14 protein-coding genes and 1 pseudogene are annotated in these 19826 nt (G+C 36.2%); 6 read left to right on the top strand and 9 right to left on the bottom strand.

The features are described 5' to 3' along the window. The first annotated feature begins 201 nt into the window (after positions 1–201). Together RIV7116_RS16170 and RIV7116_RS16165 are read left to right on the top strand one after the other, a co-directional pair. Complete coding sequence (locus tag RIV7116_RS16170; protein WP_015119371.1) at positions 202–1506, top strand: P-loop NTPase fold protein; 1305 nt, start codon at positions 202–204, stop codon at positions 1504–1506. Positions 1507–1559: 53 nt separating this feature from the next. Continuing rightward, the gene (locus RIV7116_RS16165; protein WP_015119370.1) at positions 1560–6980 is read left to right on the top strand and encodes a tetratricopeptide repeat protein; all 5421 of its coding nucleotides are present in this window, start codon (positions 1560–1562) and stop codon (positions 6978–6980) included. A gap of 392 nt (positions 6981–7372) precedes the next feature. On the opposite strand, the gene glgB is transcribed toward RIV7116_RS16165, so the two are convergent. The 3 genes from glgB to RIV7116_RS36495 all read right to left on the bottom strand — a co-directional run bounded on the left by glgB (position 7373) and on the right by RIV7116_RS36495 (position 10789). Beyond that, on the bottom strand, positions 7373–9664 hold the full coding sequence (gene glgB, locus RIV7116_RS16160; RefSeq protein ID WP_044291913.1) for a 1,4-alpha-glucan branching enzyme: 2292 nt from the start codon (positions 9662–9664) through the stop codon (positions 7373–7375). Between the two features lie 195 nt (positions 9665–9859). Further along, positions 9860–10195: a hypothetical protein gene (locus tag RIV7116_RS16155; protein WP_015119368.1), complete on the bottom strand. Its 336-nt coding sequence runs from the start codon at positions 10193–10195 to the stop codon at positions 9860–9862. A 438-nt stretch (positions 10196–10633) separates the two neighbouring features. Further along, positions 10634–10789: a hypothetical protein gene (locus tag RIV7116_RS36495; protein WP_015119367.1), complete on the bottom strand. Its 156-nt coding sequence runs from the start codon at positions 10787–10789 to the stop codon at positions 10634–10636. A 488-nt stretch (positions 10790–11277) separates the two neighbouring features. Here RIV7116_RS36495 and RIV7116_RS16150 point away from each other — a divergent pair, with 488 nt between their 5' ends. Further along, positions 11278–11955, top strand: coding sequence for a hypothetical protein (locus RIV7116_RS16150; protein WP_015119366.1), 678 nt, complete (start codon positions 11278–11280; stop codon positions 11953–11955). 211 nt (positions 11956–12166) lie between these two features. Further along, positions 12167–13996, top strand: coding sequence for a penicillin-binding protein 2 (locus RIV7116_RS16145; protein WP_015119365.1), 1830 nt, complete (start codon positions 12167–12169; stop codon positions 13994–13996). Between the two features lie 89 nt (positions 13997–14085). Here the strand turns inward: RIV7116_RS16145 and RIV7116_RS16140 are convergent, their stop codons facing one another. After that, positions 14086–14643: a carboxymuconolactone decarboxylase family protein gene (locus tag RIV7116_RS16140; RefSeq protein WP_015119364.1), complete on the bottom strand. Its 558-nt coding sequence runs from the start codon at positions 14641–14643 to the stop codon at positions 14086–14088. Positions 14644–14742: 99 nt separating this feature from the next. Here RIV7116_RS16140 and RIV7116_RS16135 point away from each other — a divergent pair, with 99 nt between their 5' ends. Next, positions 14743–15312 (top strand): TetR/AcrR family transcriptional regulator, encoded by a 570-nt coding sequence (locus RIV7116_RS16135; protein ID WP_044290987.1) that lies wholly within the window; start codon positions 14743–14745, stop codon positions 15310–15312. Positions 15313–15515: 203 nt separating this feature from the next. Here RIV7116_RS16135 and RIV7116_RS16130 read toward each other — a convergent pair whose 3' ends face one another. Both RIV7116_RS16130 and RIV7116_RS16125 read right to left on the bottom strand, forming a co-directional pair. After that, positions 15516–16322 carry a 3'-5' exonuclease gene (locus RIV7116_RS16130; RefSeq protein WP_015119362.1) on the bottom strand — a complete coding sequence of 269 codons (807 nt, stop codon included), beginning with the start codon at positions 16320–16322 and terminating at the stop codon, positions 15516–15518. 266 nt (positions 16323–16588) lie between these two features. Then, positions 16589–17377 carry an MBL fold metallo-hydrolase gene (locus RIV7116_RS16125; RefSeq protein WP_015119361.1) on the bottom strand — a complete coding sequence of 263 codons (789 nt, stop codon included), beginning with the start codon at positions 17375–17377 and terminating at the stop codon, positions 16589–16591. 163 nt (positions 17378–17540) lie between these two features. On the opposite strand from RIV7116_RS16125, the gene RIV7116_RS16120 reads away from it, so the two are divergent. Then, a complete protein-coding gene (locus RIV7116_RS16120) occupies positions 17541–18884 on the top strand; it encodes a hypothetical protein (protein WP_015119360.1) in 1344 nt (447 codons plus the stop codon). Positions 18885–18894: 10 nt separating this feature from the next. On the opposite strand, the gene RIV7116_RS16115 is transcribed toward RIV7116_RS16120, so the two are convergent. The 3 genes and pseudogenes from RIV7116_RS16115 to RIV7116_RS35860 all read right to left on the bottom strand — a co-directional run bounded on the left by RIV7116_RS16115 (position 18895) and on the right by RIV7116_RS35860 (position 19774). Beyond that, positions 18895–19128 (bottom strand): hypothetical protein, encoded by a 234-nt coding sequence (locus RIV7116_RS16115; RefSeq protein WP_015119359.1) that lies wholly within the window; start codon positions 19126–19128, stop codon positions 18895–18897. A gap of 221 nt (positions 19129–19349) precedes the next feature. Beyond that, positions 19350–19673, bottom strand: a pseudogene (locus RIV7116_RS16110) (helix-turn-helix transcriptional regulator); the annotation flags it as partial. Continuing rightward, complete coding sequence (locus tag RIV7116_RS35860; RefSeq protein ID WP_157229291.1) at positions 19598–19774, bottom strand: hypothetical protein; 177 nt, start codon at positions 19772–19774, stop codon at positions 19598–19600. The gene RIV7116_RS35860 and the pseudogene RIV7116_RS16110, both read right to left, overlap by 76 nt. Positions 19775–19826 lie beyond the last annotated feature (52 nt).

The following is a 19826-nucleotide window of genomic DNA, read 5'->3' as shown; positions in this document are numbered from 1 at the left end:
ATTTAAATTAAGAATTGTTGAAAATGCAGGTAAATTAAGTTTTGGGTATATTTTATTAGTATTAATAATTCATCACTGACAAAAGTTTTACTTCAAGTATTTTATGTTACATAAGTCTATTAAAAAAATTATTATACTTTATGATTCTATAAAGCAACGTTTAATACTTTAAATCAAGTATTTTGATTAAATATTGTCAGTATGAGTAATACAAAATTTTGGCGAAATGCTTACCAGCTATTTAAACCAGAAGAACCTCTGGTAACGGCTGAAGACCTGAGAAATTTTTACGTTCAAAGAGATAACAGTCCCGTAAATAAGCTCGTTAGTTTGCTGGAAATGGAAGACGATCCAGCAAAATTTTTATTGGCTGGTCATCGGGGTGGGGGAAAAACTACTGAGTTGCGACGGTTGCAACAAAAAGTAGCTGATTTTTACACTGTTATATGGATTGATACGCAAACTGCTTTAGATAGATACAATATTGGCTATGCGGAAGTGATAGTTTTAATTGGTTTAGAAATTGCACGTCAAGCCATTCAATCTAATTGGCTATCTAATAGAAAAGATGAATTATTAAATGCTCTGCAAGATAGTCTAAAAACTGTAGTTTATCAAGATAAAGATAGTGAAACTGATGGTTTGCAATTTCCAGAATTTCTGACCAAATTAGGATTAGTTCTCAAGCGTGGTTTAACTAGAGAAGTAAATAAAACTCTTAATGTTCGTCCTTTATTGAGCGAGATTATTGATAGAGTTAATGATATTATCAAGGCTGCGGAAGAGGAAAGAGAACAAAGGCTATTAATCATTGTTGATGGTTTAGATAGACACGACCAAGTAACTGCTTTGGAGATGTTTTCTAGTCCACTATTAGTAGAATTAAAATCCCATATTGTCTATTCGATTCCTATTTCTTTGCGATATTCTCCAAGTTTCCGTCAACCGATGGAAAGTTTTCAAAAATGCTTGGATTTGAATAATCCTCCAGTATTTGAATCTGATGATAATTTATGTCCTACTAATAATCCCAATCAACATGGTCGAGAAATTTTAATCAAAGTAATAAATGCACGTCTTGTTAAGTTGGGTGATAGTTATAAAGGTTTATTTAATCCCGATGCTTTGGAATTAATTTGTGAAAAAAGTGGTGGTGTGATGCGAGATTTAGTTAGGCTTGCACGTACTACCTGTGAAATTGGATTGCGAAACAAACTTTCATTTATAGACTTAGATACTGCACAAGAAGCAGTACAAGAAGTACGTCGAGAGTATAACTTAAGTGACTACCACTATCCGGAGCTTGAGTCTATACACAAAACTGGGAAGTTAACTACTAAAACTCATAAATTACCTAATAAAGGCGAATTTATTATTTCTGACGAACTTTTGCAAAATAAATTAGTTTTAGGTTATTACAATTCAAAGCAGGAATCTTGGTTTGATATTAATCCTATTTTGATGGAGGATTTACAGCGTTGGCAAGCTACAAATAATATATCATAAAAACTTTTTCATTTTCATTTTATCTATCAATGTTAACTTTATCTGGTTGACTTATGCTTAATCAAGACACTAACTATTCTTTGAGCGAAGCCGATAAAAAAGAATTAGATAAGTTAGTTACTTTATTAGAAATTTCCAGTGGGACGACAATTATTTTCGGTATTACACCAGAGATTAGTCCCCAGCATATAGTAGTTAAAAGTCTGAAGGATTCTTTAGAAACTACTGAAGAAAGTTTTGAGTTTTATAATTTTTTTTACAGCGAAGATTCTTTTCATAATTTTCTTTATAGATTGGATGATAATAAACAGCAGAATACTCAAACTGAGCGCAAATTCGTGATGGCATTTGGAATTGACCAATTACCTACACCGCGCTTGGTTAAAGAAATGAAACAATTGAATTTGGGTAGAGAAGAGCTATTTGGAAGAAATTTAGTATTAATTTTATGGCTAAATAAAAATCAGTTTTTAGATGAATTTCGTCAGCGTGCGCCAGATTTTTGGGATTGGCGAGAAAAGGTAGTAGAATTTAAAACACGCAATCCCTTACTTTATCCTTATTTAGAGTGGTTAATTGCTGAGAATTCTTATCTCAAAATAAGTGGGGTAATGCAGGTAAATCGCCAAGTTGATATTTTCCTTGACCAAGTTTATGTATCCCTACAAGCACAATGGCGACAACATATTACCGAAACTTCTGAGGCTAATACAACAAAACCAAATGTGGCAAGTGTATTGCAATCTCAAAGTGTTAAATTTGACGAGATGGATGTTAGTCAAGATGATTTGAATGAAGCCTACGATTACGAAGCACTTATTGAAGACTCAATAACTGTTTCTAGTACTAAAACTGTTAACAAAAAAATTGCATTATCCCAAGCGGTACGAGAAAATCCTTATAGTGTAATTTTAGGCGCTCCAGGTGCGGGGAAGACTACTCTTCTACGTTATTTAGCATTACATTTTGCAAAGACAAAGAGAGATGATGGGGAAACAGTAATTGTCGGCGAAGATAAAGAAGAATTAGGTAAAACTTTGTTACCAGTTTTCTTTCGGATTGCTGACTTTGCAGAGCAACTCAAACAGCAGCCAAACTTAACTTTACTTGAATATCTACGTCAGTTTTACCGTCAGTGGGAAGCTCATTTTCAAACAGAAGAAGAAATGGGAACTCAGAAGGAGGTAGCAGAATTTCTTCTACTGAGGATGCGTCAAGGACAATGTTTGATGTTGCTAGATGGTTTAGATGAGGTATTCGATCAAGAAAGTCGCAAACAAATCGTAAAATGTATTAATCAGTTTGTTGATGAATTTCCCAACAACAAATTTGTAATTACCAGTCGCATTGCTGGCTACCGCGATGTACAACTAAGCGGTAGATTTGCAGAATTTACCATCGAAGACATGGATAGCGAACAGGTAGAACTATTCTTGTCTCGCTGGTGTCATACAGTTGAGAAAGCACAACAGCCAGATGCTAGTGAAGAGCAATGGCAAAGCAGAGGAAACGAGCAAGTACAAGATATTTTACAGTCAGTTGAAGTCAATGAAGGTGTGAAGCGGTTAACAACTAACCCCCTACTGTTAACTATTTTGGCACTCATTCACCGAAATGGCGATCGCCTTCCTAACCGTCGAGTTAAACTCTATGAATTAGCAGTGCAAACTCTGACGGAAGATTGGCAACTTAGTAAGAAATTACCAGATGCACCAAAAGTAGTGTTAAAGGAAACAGAAGTAGTAGAACTTTTAGCACCCTTGGCATATTGGATGCATGAAGAAAAACCTTCTGGTGTAGTTAGTGAGCAAGAAGTTGAGGAAAATTTAGCACAAAAGCTGGCTGAATTGAATGATGATGAACCAGAGTCAGAATCCGTCCTTCAAGCAGTAGGAGAGTTTTTGCGAAAAGTACGGGAAACCACGGGTTTATTTGTGGAACGAACACCTGGGTTTTATGGCTTTATGCACCTGACATTTGAAGAGTATTTTGCAGCTCGTTATATTGCAGATAATGACCCAAATGAAATTTTACAACTTATCCAGAACCATCTTCACGAGCCGCGCTGGAATGAACCAATTTTATTAGCGTTAGGATATTACGGGATTCATTTTCCAACACAAGTAAAGAAGCTAATAAAAAAACTGTTCAAGAATTTAGAAGATTATCAACCAACTCTACAACATGGTGAAATACAAATTAAAAATTCCTCATCTGAAGAGCAAACAATTATTTACTTAAAAGCAGAGGATAAATCAGAAAACAACTCTCAGGAAGTAGAATTAAAGTTAAAAAATTTGCTATTTGCAGGACAGGTAATTGCAGAAGTTGAAGTTAATAGTATTTTTAGGAAAAAGCTGATTCGTAAGCTAGTTATTACCTGTCTTGGTATAGATACTGATGACTTTGGAGATGATACGACTAAGCAATTATTAAGATTACTGCGTAAAATAGAACAGTTTTATAAAAAAAATGAAGTCATAGATTTATTAAAAGAATTCGCTGATGATTTAACTCTGTCTGAAGAAATTCGTATTCTAACAAAAACAGCCATTCTTTATGTTGCTTGTTGTGATTCAACAGTATTAGTTAATTATGCGACAGAATTTGTTACTGGATTAGAGCCATTTTTATTTTTTTGTACTATTAGTTTTGTGCAAAATCTTGGTCAAGATATGACACCTGCTCTCGAAGCTAGTAGAAAGTACAGTTTAGTTGAAGGACGATACCAAATAGCATTAGATTTTATTACAGGAATATCTTACATTCGTAAAGATAAACATGATTTAGCTATATCTATTTTAGAAGATATAAAAAATCAATATAATGACAACTTAGAAGCATTTATTGATTGGGGATTGGCAATTTGCTATCAAGAAAAAAAAGAATATGAAAAAGCTAATCAGTATTATAATAATGCAAAAATTTATAGTGAATTTATAGATAGTGCTTGGTTCTGGCTTTCTTGGGGTAAATGTCAATCAGATTACAAAAAATATGAAGAATCATTAGACTATTATCAAAAAACATTGTCTCTAATAAAACAATTAGGTAACCTCAAATACGAAGCAATTATTTTAAGCATTGTTGGTAGAGCATATCAGTGTTGGGGTAAATACCAAGAAGCTATTAATTATCACCAACAAAGTAAAGAGCTTTATCAACAATTAGGTCGTGATAAAGATATTGCAAACCAGTGGTATTGGCTAGGTAACTGCTATCGCTTATGGGGTAAATACGAGCAAGCTGTTGAATATCAAAATAAAGATTTAGAAATTCGTCAGCAGTTAAATGACCAAATTAATATTGCTGACGCTTACTATCAGCTAGGAAGGATTTATGAAGATTGGGGTAAATACGAACAAGCTGTTAATTTCTACCAACAAAGCAAAGATATTTATCAACAATTGGGTCGAAATAAAAGTGTTATTAACCACTGGTATCGTCTGAGTGAATGCTATCATTCATGGGGTAAATATCAGCAAGCTGTTGAATGTAAAAATCAATGCTTAACAATTAGTCAACAGGTAGACGACCAAGCCGGTATTGCATTCGCATACTATGAATTAGGAACGATTTATCAAGATTGGAATAAATACGAACAAGCTGTTGAATATAAAAATAAAGAATTAGAAATTTATCAGCGGTTGGATGACCAAGCCAGTATTGCTACTACATACTACAAACTAGGAAGGATTTACCAAGATTGGGGTAAATATGAGCAAGCTGTTGATTACTTTCAACAAAGTAAAGATATTTATCAACAATTAGGTCGTAATAAATATCTTGCTAACCACTGGCATCGTCTGGGTGAATGCTATCGTTCATGGGGTAAATATCAGCAAGCTGTTGAATGTGGAAATCAATGCTTAACAATTAGTCAGCAGTTAAATAACCAAGCTAGTGTTGCACTCGCATACTATCAGCTAGGAAGTATTTATAAAGACTGGGGTAAATACGAACAAGCTATTAATTGCCACCAACAAAGTAAAGATATTTATCAACAATTAGGTAGTGAAAAAGATATTGCTAGACGGTTGTCTGACTTAGCTTATTGCTATCGCTTATGGGGTAAATATCAGCAAGCTATTGAATCTCAAAATCAGTGTTTAATAATTCGTCAGCAATTGGACGAACAAGCTGATATTGCATTAACATACGTTCACTTAGGATGGGTTTATCAAGGTTGGGGTAAATACGAACAAGCTATTAATTGCTATCAAAAAAGTAAAGATATTTATCAACAATTAAAACTAAATAAACATATTGCTAGTCAATGGTATAACTTAGCTGATTGCTATCGCTTATGGAGTAAATACGAACAAGCAATCAAATATCAAAGTAAATGCTTAGAAATTCGTCAGCAATTAAATGACCAAGCTGATATTGCATTAACTTACTATCAATTAGGAAGAATTTATCAAGACTGGGGTAAATACGAACAAGCTGTTGATTACTATCAACAAAGTAAAGAACTTTATAAACAGTTAGGCAGGGATAAAGATATTGCTAGACGGTGGAATAACTTAGCTTATTGCTATCGCTTATGGGGTAAATACAAACAAGCTGTTGAATATCAAAATCAAGTCTTAACAATTTGTCAGCAATTAGAGAATCAAGCTGATATTGCATTCACATATTTTCTATTAGGATGGATTTATAAAAGTTGGTGTAAATACGAACAAGCTATTGATTATTACCAACAAAGTAAAGATATTTATCAACAATTAGGTCAAGATAAAGATGTTGCTAGTCAGTGGTGTTTATTAGCTAATTGCTATCGAGATTCAAAAGACTACAAAAAAGCAATTGAGTATTGTCAAAAAAGCCTTATTTTGTACCAACAGTTAGGTCAAAATGAAAAAGTAGCCATTCGGTATCGGCAACTTACTTCTTCTCAAATTCTATTAGCAAAAAATACCTCAAACCAAAGAGAAATCTTTGATTTACTAACACAAGCAGAAGAAAACATAAATCAAGCCATAAAAATAAATACTACAGGCGAATATATAAAAAATCTTGCTTACGACTACATTGTTTTCAGTTTGCTCTGCTCAGAACGTTTACGCTGGATACCTAACGACTCATCAAAACAAGAAAAAATTCTCTTATTTGAAGAGTATTACCATAAGGGTTTTACCCATTTTGATGAATTAGGACAAGCAATAAAAAAATCAGAACAAGCTCTTAATATCGCTCGTGCTTATTTAGAAGTGGAAGCTCTAGAAAATCTTGATAAAAGCGAAGAAATCGCCAAAGAATGTTTGCAAGTCTCTCAAGACTATAACCGCCGAAAATTAGAAGCCGCAGCACGCAAACTATTAGGTGAAATTTACCAGAAACGCACTCAACAAAATCAGCCAGACGCAGAGTCAATTGCTACCCACTTTTTATCAGAAAGTCTACAAATTTATCAAGATTTGGATTTACAAGAAAAAGCAGCCGAAGTAGAGCAGATTCTGTTTCCTAAATAATTAATTAAACCCTACCTTCAAAACCTAAAATATAGAGACGTAGCATTGTTTTCTGTATTAGTTTTGATGACCTGTTTTCCAGTCCTATTTATAGGACTTTCGCTGTTAGCTTGGGAGCATCCCAATGTAGGAATAAATACTTTATCCGACACCCTAGAAGGGTGCGGCTACAAAAACAAAGCCCACCTGCGTGAGCTATGAGAGTTTCCAAGCCCACGCAGGTGGGCTTCGTAGTATTAGCCCCAGGCTTATAGCCTGCGGGCTTTTTGCCTGCATTGGGATGCTCCCGTTAGCTTGGGGTTTGCAACCCCAAGCGAATGTGCGATCAAAACTATCAGTTTTTAAGGAACAGACCAACGCTACGTCTCTCCTTAATCAAACCAGCCTACCTTTTACTCTTCTTCCATCACCTCACCAGTTTTATTTCGATCCAATTTCAAAACTAATACTCCTAAAGGTGGAAGACATAAATCCAAGGAGTGTTCTTGATTGTGCATTGACCAGCTATCAGTCCACTTACCGCCTAAATTACCCATGTTGCTACCGCCGTATTCTCGGGCATCGCTGTTAAATAATTCAGTGTAGAATCCAGGCTCTGGTACACCGATGCGGTAGTGGGAATGGGGTTGCGGGGTGAAATTACAAATAGCAACAACAAAACCATCCGAATCTTTATCGCGACGGATAAATGAAACTACGCTATGACGATTGTCGCTACAGTCAATCCATTGAAACCCTGCTTCCTCAAAGTCTTGAGTGTATAAAGCAGGTTCGTTGCGGTAAAGTTTATTTAAATCTTGGAAGAATATTTTGAGCTGTTGGTGTGGCTCAAACTGCATTAAGCTCCATTCCAAATCTGCCCAAACATTCCATTCGCTCCACTGTCCAAATTCCATGCTCATAAACATGGTTTTCTTACCGGGATGAGCAAACATATAGGCAAATAAACAACGCGCATTTGCGAACTTCTGCCATCTATCTCCGGGCATTTTCCCGATAATATTACTCTTACCATGCACCACTTCGTCATGGGACAGCGCCAACATAAAGTTTTCGCTGTGGTGATACCACATACTAAAAGTCAGATTATTTTGGTGGAACTGACGGAACCAGGGGTCCATGCTGAAGTAATCGAGCATGTCATGCATCCAACCCATATTCCACTTCAGGTTAAAGCCCAATCCACCGGTGTATGTAGGCCAAGATACCATCGGCCATGAAGTAGATTCTTCTGCAATGGATAGCGAACCGGGGAAGTAACTAAAAATGAGGTGATTTACGCTGCGAATAAATTCTACTGCTTCTAAATTTTCTCTACCACCATATTCATTTGCAACCCAGGTACCGGGTTCGCGACAGTAATCTAAATAAAGCATTGAAGCCACTGCATCAACGCGAATACCGTCAATATGATATTTATCAAACCAAAATAAAGCATTCGCTGTCAGAAAATTACGTACTTCATGACGCGAATAATTAAATACTAGAGTTCCCCACTCTTTATGTTCGCCCTTACGAGGATCTGCATGTTCGTAAAGATGAGTACCGTCAAAGAAGGCTAAACCATGCCCATCTTTAGGAAAGTGACCGGGAACCCAATCCACAAGCACGCCAATGCCGTTTTTATGACATTCATCCACAAAGTACATAAAGTCTTCAGGACTGCCATAACGGGAAGTAGGAGCGTAATAACCAGTTACTTGATATCCCCAAGAACCATCAAATGGATGTTCGGCTACTGGCAGCATTTCAATATGGGTATAGCCTAATTCTTTAACATAAGGAATCAGTTTTGCCGCCAATTCCCGATAAGTTAGAAAACGCGCGCCAGTTTTAAGTTCAGAAACCTGTACTACAGGCTCGGATGTACCATCTGGTAGTAAGGATGGTTCGTCAGTACCGGCGTGCAACCACGAACCTAAATGTAGTTCATAAACTGAAATTGGTTCGGAAAGTGGATCGCTATGACGGCGTTTTTCCATCCATTCGCTGTCATTCCACTTATAAGCATCTAAGTCAGTAACAATAGAAGCAGTTTTAGGACGAACTTCCTGAGCAAAACCGTAGGGGTCAGATTTTTCGTAAATATGTCCTGCGGTATTTTTGATTTCGTATTTGTAATGCTCTCCTACCTCCAATCCGGGAATAAATAGCTCCCATACTCCAGTGGGACCTTTACGCATTTGATGCTTGCGTCCATCCCAACTGTTGAAGTCTCCCAAAATCGATACATTACGCGCATTCGGTGCCCAAACCGCAAAATAAACGCCTTTTACACCTTTAATTTCAGTGAAATGCGCTCCTAATTTCTCATAAATTCGGTGATGATTTCCTTCATTAAACAGGTGCAAATCGAATTCTGTTAGCTTGGGAGAATTAAAAGCATAAGCGTCATAGAATACCCGTTCTTGGTCTTCTTCTTTAATCTTAAGTTGATAGTTAGCTAATTCTTCAGCATCTACCGTGCATTCAAAGAAATGAGGGTCATGCACGCTTTGCATCGGTTCTTCCTTACGCTCTTCTGGAAGAACAACCCAAGCAGCACTTGCGGTAGGCAAATAAGCTCGCACAACCCAGACGTTTTTGCCATCCTTCTCTATTTTGTGGGAACCAAGTATTTTGAAAGGGTCGCTATGCTGGTTGTTGATGATGCTGTTAACCTGTTCTGGGGCAATAGTGGTCATAGTCATGGAGCTAATTACGTTGGATATTATGAATTAATGAATTTACGTTTTGTATATCTACATATATTCTTTACATTTATTTGTAATTTTTGCCCGCCTCTTGAGGAAGAAAGATGCACAAATGTGCCAGGGAACAAGGAAAATTAATTATTGACAAGCTATTCGCAACTCCTAATTCCCTTTATCATTATCTAATTAAAAATCCACAAAAGGGAAAAGTGTTTTTAATATTTTGAGTAAACGTAGAAAAAAAACTGTTTCCCGTACTTTAGGACTAAGCTTCGGAGGGTAGGGGCGTGTTTTTAATTGAGCTTGCAACTGAGCATATTCTGCTGCACTTAGAAGTTTACCGTCAATCGGCGATCGCGCTTCGAGAATAATTTCCGTTCGCAATATTTCTTCGGGGATATCTTCCTTTGGGGGCAATGCAATTACGAACCCTTTATGGTATGCAAACAATTGAAAAATGACCGGTGACACAGCAGTTATAAGTATCAGTAAAACTGCTTTATAAGTTTCTTTTCTTCTCATTTCTTAGTTTGTTATACATAGTTCAAGGATACTAAAAATCCTTAAAGTATGAATATTTAAGTTTAATTTAACTATTTATAATTTTGAAAGTATAACTTTTAATCAATAAGTGTTGTAGTGTTGCATTTTCTATTATCTTGTTGAGAAAATAATCATAAATTTCTATGTTCTAACAATAAATCCGATAAGGAACCCCATCACCAAAAATATAAACATAAAAACCTGGCAATCTCGATAATCATTACCAGGTTTATATTTATTTACCGAAGCCATAAAGGGAAAACTAAAGATATTACTCCCAAACCACGATACCCTATTCTCAAATTTTGAAGTTCACAACAGTTTAATTGGATAAAACTGCTTGTGGGTAATCAATCAAAAGGAAGTGAGGAGCGAGCCTCAAAACATGGCGACAGTAGTTTAAATAATTACTGTCAACTACGGGGTAGCGGTTGGTTCGGGGGTTGCAGCAGGAGCATCTGTAGGCTCTCCAACTGGAGTTTCTGTAGTTGCAGGTTCCTCTGCATTTTCGCAAGCTCCCAGAGCGGTAGCCAAACCTAACAATAAAGCAAAACCAAAGACTTTTATTTTCATAACTCCTCTTTCACCAATTTAGTCAAGATCTATTTATAGCCTGTTGAATAAGATACCTTAAAAGCTGATTTTTTTAAATATTGTAGTTTTAATTAGCTTTTATAAACAAAATTATTCATTTTTATACTGACCATTACTTAGGAAAGTTGTTTTTGTAGTTAATATTAGCGCTAATCTTTTGTCACTTTAGTCCTAGATCGATTTTTTGAGTTATTTTGATTACAAAAAACGATATCATACCAGAAATTACGATATTACGGAAGTATTATGTCTACGAGCGATGGATATTCTTATACTTTAGATGCTATGATGCGGCGACGTAATTATAAAATTATAGCTTTCGTAACATTCGAGTTGACCAGTGTTATTTCTTCAAGCAATTGGAGAACACAGTAAGATACTAAGTCAATAGCTTGTAGCAAAAATAACTTGGGCGACATTAACCTTTCATCTCTATCTAAAGTACAGTATTTCTAAAATAAAAACTTATGGCTACTATTCGTAAATCAAATCTAAGAGGGAAAAAGCGCTGGTTGGGACGAGATTCTACTGGTGGAGAAAGCAACTTCAGAGGTTATAGGACAAATGAGCGTGCGAATCTTCCACCTTTAACAAAAACCTCTCCGGGACTTGTAAACAGACAAAAACGTCCTACCCCATCTTTCTGGTCAAAAACTGGTTCGACTGTTGTTCGGACTCCGGCATCAACAAAAGCTAAACCCCAACGCATTGTAAATAACGGTATCAATCATAAAAATTCTGCGAATCGCGATCGTAGAGCTATACCTGTAATGCCGGATGGTTCCAAAATACCTGTATGGTTGATGCGTTGGAATTCACTTCACCGTCACAGTGCGGTTATAACTTTCTTATTAGTCAGCGCAACTCTGGTTGTTTATGGGTGGACAGTATACTCGCAACATCTTTGGAGCCGTTCGTACAAAAAATTACAAGAATTACAACGAGATGAGCGTCAGCTGACAAAACATGACGAAATTCTGAAAAATAGAATGGCAATAGAAGCTGAGAAACCACATTCTGGCTTCGTATCACCAACTCCAGCAAATACCATTTTTTTGGAAGAAACTACACCATCAAGTTCTCAATCAATTGACAAAGAAATGAAGGAAACAGTGGAACAACCTTCAAACCCAATGGGATATTGAAACCAATAATTCATTGATAGATTGATGCTATCTCCATTTTTTAATTTAGTTTTTTAGTTTTTAGTTTTTAGTTTTTAGTTTTTAGTTTTTAGTTTAAATGCACTTCGCCTGTTTAAATGTTAAAACAGAATACCTTTGGGTGAGTGGAGAAAAAATCTGAAGGATTGTTAGTGCTTTCTTTGCCCCAAGAACCTCATGAAGGAGCAGCTTTATGCAAAAATTTCCAGGTAAAACCAATAGAATTCCCAGAAGAAATTACTCACAATCTCCTTTGAATCGCAATACTCCCAGAGGTAAAAATCAACGGAAATTTAGCGCAAAATCTCCAAAAGTTGCACCAAACCCGAAAATCAGATTGTTTATGGTTTGGGGTGTATTAATAGTTGCTTGCTTGGGTTTGGGAATAAACTTGTATCGTTTGCAAATTGTTGACGGTGCAACACTAACTAAAAAGGCGCGAAATCAGCAGATGTTCAGTATGCGTCCTTTTATTCCTCGCCGTCAAATTGTAGACCGGAATAAAAGAGTTGTCGCAATAGACGTTCCTATTTATACTTTGTACGTGCATCCGAAGATGTTTGACAAGAACAAATCTCGATCCTACGTTGCACGGAAGCTCGCAACCATTTTAAATAAAGATGCTGATGAATTAGAAGCAAAGTTTAACAAAAACGAAAGTGGGATTTTTCTTTCTTCTAATTTACAAGAAGAAGTGGCAGACCAAATTAGTAGTTTGAAGCTTAACGGTATAGATTTAAGAAAAAAATTTAACCGCTACTATCCTCCTGACGATTTAGTTGCTGATATCGTTGGATTTGTTAATTCAGATCGTCGTGGTAAAGCAGGAATAGAATACTCTCAAGAAAAGCTTTTAGAGCGTTCCATGAAAACGGTACGTTTGTCAAGAGCAGGAAACGGTGCATTAATGCCAGATCATGCTCCAGATGGATTCCTTAATTTTGACAAATTGCGAATGCAGCTAACTATTGACAGCCGTTTGCAACGCGATTCGAGATTGGCACTCAAAGAACAAATAAAAAAATTCAAAGCCAAACGCGGAGCAGTAATTGTCATGGATTCATGGGACGGTTCTATCTTAGCGCTTGCTTGTTACCCGACTTACAACCCCAATGGCAAATTTACTAAAGAAGATTATGCTCTATTTAGAAATTGGGCTGTAGCCGATTTGTACGAACCCGGCTCTACTTTCAAACCTTTAAATGTAGCTATAGCTTTAGAAACTGGCAGGATCAGACCCGGTGAAGTGTTTAATGATACGGGCTTAATTAAAGTTGCAGATCGCGAGATTAAAAATGCTGAGGAAGATGCCAAGGGAAGAATCACCGTTTCTCAAATTTTACAAACTTCCAGCAACATTGGTATGGTCAAAATTATCCAGCGGTTGCAGCCAAGTATTTACTACGGTTGGTTAGAACGATTGGGATTAAGACAGAAATCCGAAACAGATTTGCCATTTGAAACTACCAGTCGGCTTAAGCCCCAAGAAGAATTCATTAATTCACCTATTGAACCAGCGGCAGCTTCCTTCGGGCAAGGTTTTTCCCTAACACCATTACAGTTAGTTCAAATGCAGGGAGCATTAGCTAACGGTGGTAGATTAGTGACTCCCCATGTTGTAAAAGGCTTGATAGATGATAAAGACCAAATTCACAAAGAGAAAAATCTACCACCATCTCGTCAAATCTTCTCCCCCACAACAACTCAAACAGTATTGCAAATGATGGAAAGTGTGGTTAACAAAGGTTCCGGAAAAGCTGCGAAAATTCCGGGATATCGCATTGCAGGTAAAACTGGTACGGCTGAAAAAGCTGGTGCGACTGGAGGTTATATTAGTGGTTCAAAGATTACTAGTTTTGTGAGTATCTTACCGGTAGAAACACCTCGTTATGTTGTTTTAACGTTAGTAGACGAACCCCAAGGAGAACACACCTTCGGTAGTACTGTTGCAGCACCTATTGCAAAAAAGGTAATGGAGTCTTTAATTAGTATTGAGAAAATTCCACCTTCTGGTTCTCGATGATGATAATTATCTTAATTATCTTAAGTTCATCTCACATGCTATATAGCTGATAACGCCGCTTTTTGTAGTACGAAAATGGTTATATAGCTTTAAGTTACATCCGGTTTTGACCAGATATTTTTGCTAAATTGCTTGTCTAAAGGAGTTTTAGCAACATGGTTGGTGTAATTATGCATTACTTTTATAGCTATACCTAAAATTACTTCTAAAACCTGCTGTTTTACATATCCAGCAGCCATAAACGCTTCAATATCATTATCTTCAACCCAACCACGTTGCCTTACCATTTGTTGTGTAAAGTGGCGTAGGGCTTGTAATTTCTTGTCTGACATTGGTGTGCCATTCCTCAGTGCTTCCACATCCTCGTCAGACATGCCAATCATTTTCGCTAATCCCGAATGTGCTGCCATGCAGTAGTTACAAGAATTTTCATAATTTGCAGTTAAGTAAATAATTTGTTGCTCGATTGCAGTAAAACTTGTGGTTTCAAACAAATCCCACAGTGTCATTGAACCTTTTAACAATGCTGGAGCTTCTGCAAAAATTCCTTCTAAATTAGGAATAAAACCAAAAGTTTCTTTAGCATGAGCTAATGATTCTTTGGAAGCATTTGGTGCCGTTTCTAATGTATGAATTGTAAATTCCATTGTTTAAATCTCCTCCTCGATAAATTAGGAGACAACTTTGTCTACCAGATTTGGTGATAGTATATCTTTATGGAGACAAGTTTGTCTACTCCGAGAAGAATGAAGTCAAATATTAACCCTCATCAAAAAATTCTAGAAACAGCTTCCGAACTCTTCTATCAAAAGGGAATTCAAAACGTAGGTATTAACGAAATTATTGCGACTAGTGGCGTAGCTAAAAAGACTCTATATCGGTATTTTGCTTCTAAAAAACAACTAATTGAAGAAGTAATGAAACATCGAGCTAGAGAATGGCTGCAATGGTTTGAAGTTGCGGTACAAGACAGCGGAAATACGCCCAAAGAAAGATTGCTCGCCACCTTTGATGTGATGCGAGATTGGTATGCGAGTCCTAATTTTCGGGGTTGTCCTTTTATTAATGCTGTATTAGAAATATCTGACGCTTCTCATCCGGCTCATGCTGTTTCTGTAGGAGTTAGAGAGTCAATTCGTTGCCATATCAAGCAGCTAGCAGAAGAAGTAGGAATCAAAGATTCAGAATCATTTTCTCAGCAATATTTATTGTTAATTGGAGGAGCTAGCTTAATGGCTACGATTGAAGGAGCTCCTGGAAGTGCAAATTATGCTCAGAAAGTTTTGTCTACTTTAATTGATAGTTCTCTAGGATAATTTGGTCTAGAAAAAGCCCTCAGACTATGAGTCTGGGGCTAAGAAAACTAAGCCCACCGTAAGGTGGGCTTGGTTTGTGTAGCCACACCCTTCCAGGGTGTTAGGTAAAATATTTTTTAATAATTGGAATACTCCCGTTCATAATAGTGGGAGCTTCTCGCTGCCTAATTGACATCTTTTCCCCATTCCCTATTCCCCATTCCCTATTCTTCCTGATTCATCGATTCCCAAATCTTAGTTACTGCTTTCTTAGTAAAAACAGAAAATTCCTTTTCCATCATCCATTTATAATAATTTGGTTCTTTCTTAAATGATTCAGCTACTGATTTACCTTTATATTTACCAAAATTAAAAATTATCTCGTTATTTTCGTCGTAAATAACTCTTTTAGTGGGGTCAAGAAAATCAAAGGGTATGAATTCTTGCAACTCATCCATATTGTTTTTTACAGGATAAGATATATTGCCATCTTTATCCTCATACTCTTCATTTTCGTAACGTTCTAATTGTGCTTTAAATACTTCGTATGTAGCGCGGATATCATTTGCTGCATCATGAGCGCCTTCTAATTTTTCCCCGCAATAATATCTATAAGCTGCTCTCAAAGTCCGAGGTTCCATTTTATGGAAAATAGTTTGTACGTCAATAATTCTTCTGCCTTCAAGTTTAAAATCGATATCAACGCGAGAAAATTCTGCTATAAGTACGGGGATATCAAATCGATTTGAATTATACCCAGCTAAATCGCTATCGTTAATGTAATCTGCTAAACTATGGGCTATTTTTGCAAAAGTAGGTTTATCCTTTACATCTTCGTCATAAATTCCATGTATTTCTGATGATGCATTTGGAATTGGAATAGTAGGATTAATTATCCAAGTTTTCATTTCTTCATTGCCATCAGGAAATACTTTTAATACGGCAATTTGTATAATTCTATCTTTGACAATATCGATTCCAGTTGTTTCTAAGTCAATAAATGCCATCGGGCGTACTAAATTTAACTTCATCAGAGATTCCTGCAACAATTACGGATAGGTAGAAATAAATATAGATGTATCAATATTTAACAGATTTACAATAAAACCGTTGTATCCTAAAACAATTATCAATATTAAATTAATAAAGCAATTAAAAGTAGATAATAGACAATAAGTTGAAAATTTATCTATATTAACTACTGCTATAAAATCACAAAAATAGACCAAATAGTTAATTTGGTCGTTAATCAGTTTTTAATTTGGTACTAAAGTATTACTTTAAGGCAAATTTCCTTTTAAGCGGAAACTCCCGAAACCGTTCGCTTTTGCAAATCTAATAGAGTGCGCTCTCCACTTTTTGGTTCGAGTACTTGGGCTGATATATTATGTTGTTGTAGTAAGGAACGAAACTCTTCAACGGTTCCTTCTGGCTTGATCAAGTTCATCAGCAATCCTTCAAACATTACATCACCACCAGCCGCAGTTGGTAACATAACTTGAGGTTCTAGCCATTGAGCGACTTCTAGAGCTTTTTGTTTACCTTTGATAATTGGTCCTATTAGGGGTAAACCTAAATCTATTAATGGGGTGATGACAACATCGATAGGAGTATATTTTTTAAGCGATTCAGAATGATATCCGTGGGGTTCGTAATAAAGAGTAAAACCAGTTTCGAGTTCTTTGAGGAGATATCCGTTTTCTACTAAGTTAGGACCGATGGGAGAGCCGGGAGTAGCTGTAATTTCGACAGTGCCCTTAAGAGTGAAAGTTTCACCGTGAGCCAGGGAATTTACTTGTTGGTAATCGAATTGATTTACAACTTTAGCAGCATTTTCTGAAGCCACAACCGGAATATTTCGGTTGAGTTCCTTGAGGGTTGGTGGATGGGCGTGGTCTTCCAAACCTTGAGATAGTAAAATCAGGTCAATTTTTTCGGGAATGGGACGTTCTTGAGGACGCGAACCTTTGAAAAGCCAATCTAAATTAGCAAAAGTTAGGGAACCAATCAGCCAAGGGTCAATCAGTATACTTTGACCGCCCATTTCAATTAACCAGCTATTGCTGTCTAAATAAGTTAAATACATTGTTTCTGCAAGAATCAGCCAATATTTCAATTATGAAGTATATTTACTCATCCGAGGGAAAATCAAAATTTTAATCCTTAACTTTTAACCTCTAACCCTTAATTTTTGACCTATTTTATTTTTCCTGGTATATCAATTGAGTCAACCACAGAATGTGATCGAGATGTTAATTCCCAAAATGCGTTTTGTAGTAGGTTTAGCTAGTTTGCTGTTAACTGGAAGTTTGAGTAGTTATGCTTATGCTCGCTCGCAAAATCAGCAGTTAACTCAAAATAATAATTCTCTAACAAAGATTAAAAAAATATCTTTAGAACAGCAGAATTTAAGACAGCAAGGTTTAACGAATTCAAGTCTGAGATTAGTTCCAAACTTTTCATTTAAAACAGCATCCTGCATTCAGTTTTCTTCTGTTCCTTGTCAAACTATCCCATCAACAAATAATCTTTATCAACCCCAGCTACTATCTCAAGCTTATAAAGTTATTGACGAATTAAAAAAATTCCAATATACCATCAATGGCAATAAGCTTTTTAGTCCTGCAAAATTACCTAGTAGCAATAGAGTTAGTTTCAACCAAAAAGATTTATTGTCTACTTTGGTTAACACCAGACAATATTATCAAGACCATGCTGACGATGACCCTAATATACTACGTCCGGGAGTACTCGGGACTCAAAATATATCTGTAGAAGATATTGTCAAAACTCTTGATTTTATGATTGCTGTATTGCAAGAAGATATAGCTAATAATCGTCCGACTCGTTTACAAGACCCGAATTTTATCAACTCTAATTTTCGAGTCATTAGATGGTCTGCTTATAATCCCAAACAACCCAAACGCAAAAATCTACGAATTACTAAGTACGCTGTCTTCGTTCATCCTGGTTCTCGTAAGAAAACTGCTAAATTTAATATTCCTCTTTACAGTCTGAACGATATTGCTAAAACGGATAAATTCTACACTAAATATACCAAGCAAGATGTTTTATCAGGTATTTACGAACCAGGTGGAAAGGAATTTGGCAAAGTTAAACCCATCGTTTATATGACTCGGGAGGGGTTAGAAGAAGCATTAATGGAAGGAACAATACTAGTTGATTTAGGTGGTGGTTCTTCTGCTTATTTCAATGTTGATAGAAGTAATCAAATTCCTTATGTTAGAGGTATAAATAGACGTTTACAAAAGCGCTATTGGTATTTTAGAGAAGTTAAGGATATCAAAGGCTACGGCTATAAAATTGATGAGAAGATATCTATCAAATCGGGAGTCACTTTTGCTGGCGACGTACTCAATGTTGGTTTAGGTAGAATGATTGTGATTGAGTATATGAAAAATGGACGCAGGCATTTAAGAATGGGAGTAGTTGCTGATACTGGGGGTGCGTTTTTACCCAATTTTCATCAACTCGATTATCTGGCGGGTATTTTTAAAAGTAAAGCCAGTTTCAACCAATATATTAAGAAATTACCAACCTATGCTAAAGCATATATTTTGATAAAAAAATAATTGTTGTTGACTATATGCCTATTTGCGATTGTGTATTCGTAAATAGGCGCATCAAAGTTTCGGGTAATTTGGTAATTTCTTGAATTAAGTCTTCAGAACCGATACCAAAAATTCCCAAAAACACAACGACGATAAAAACAGCAACAGCCGTACTAAGAGTAGTTTTCAGTACTTTGATTAAAGCCTGAAAAACTAACCAAGCAACAATTAATGCAGCAATTAAAACAATTAATTCAGTGGGCATGATCGAGAAATTAGTTAATTTTGACTACGTAGAGAAACTATAATACCTATTCCACAACAGAAATAATTATCCGTCCTTTGACTCTTCGGGTATCTCCTTATGGGAAAATCCCACTTCTGCGTGCTGTTTCACGATTTTCACAGAATGGAAAATCGATAACAAGTAAATTGGGATACAAGTTTGTAATGATAAATATTTCTTCTATAAGTATCACTTAATGCCTACAGCTTTAAGAATCCGAATTCAGGATATCTTGCAATTTTGTTAGGCAAAAAGCGGTGTAGATTCTCTTCCCGCTTTATTGCTACCATTTCTGTACGCGAGGATACTTTTAATTTCCTAAATATCCGCTTCAAAGCTTGTTTTACAGAATTTTGCGTAATCCAAAGTTCTACGCCGATTTGTTTATTGGTTAATCCTTTTGCTACAAGTTTGGCTATTTGAATTTCACGGCATGTAAGGCGATCGCTCAAAGATGAAGATGAACTAAATATAGTTGGTGAAGTTTGTCGAGCTTGTAAGGCTGCGATACTAGCCGAGATATGCCAAAATGCTCGCTGATATTATCCATAAAGCGCATCCGCAGTTGATACTCGTTTTTGGCTGTAGCTACGGCATGAAATAAGTTATGTAAAGAGTTAGCCATTGCATCAATTAATCAAAAGTGTACCCAGTTGGGGACTATGCAAATTTTGAAG

This window comes from Rivularia sp. PCC 7116, from assembly GCF_000316665.1.
In the GTDB taxonomy this organism is placed as follows: domain Bacteria; phylum Cyanobacteriota; class Cyanobacteriia; order Cyanobacteriales; family Nostocaceae; genus Rivularia.
The sequence above is the reverse complement of the archived record's forward strand: the minus strand, read 5'-3'. Positions and strand labels throughout refer to the sequence as shown.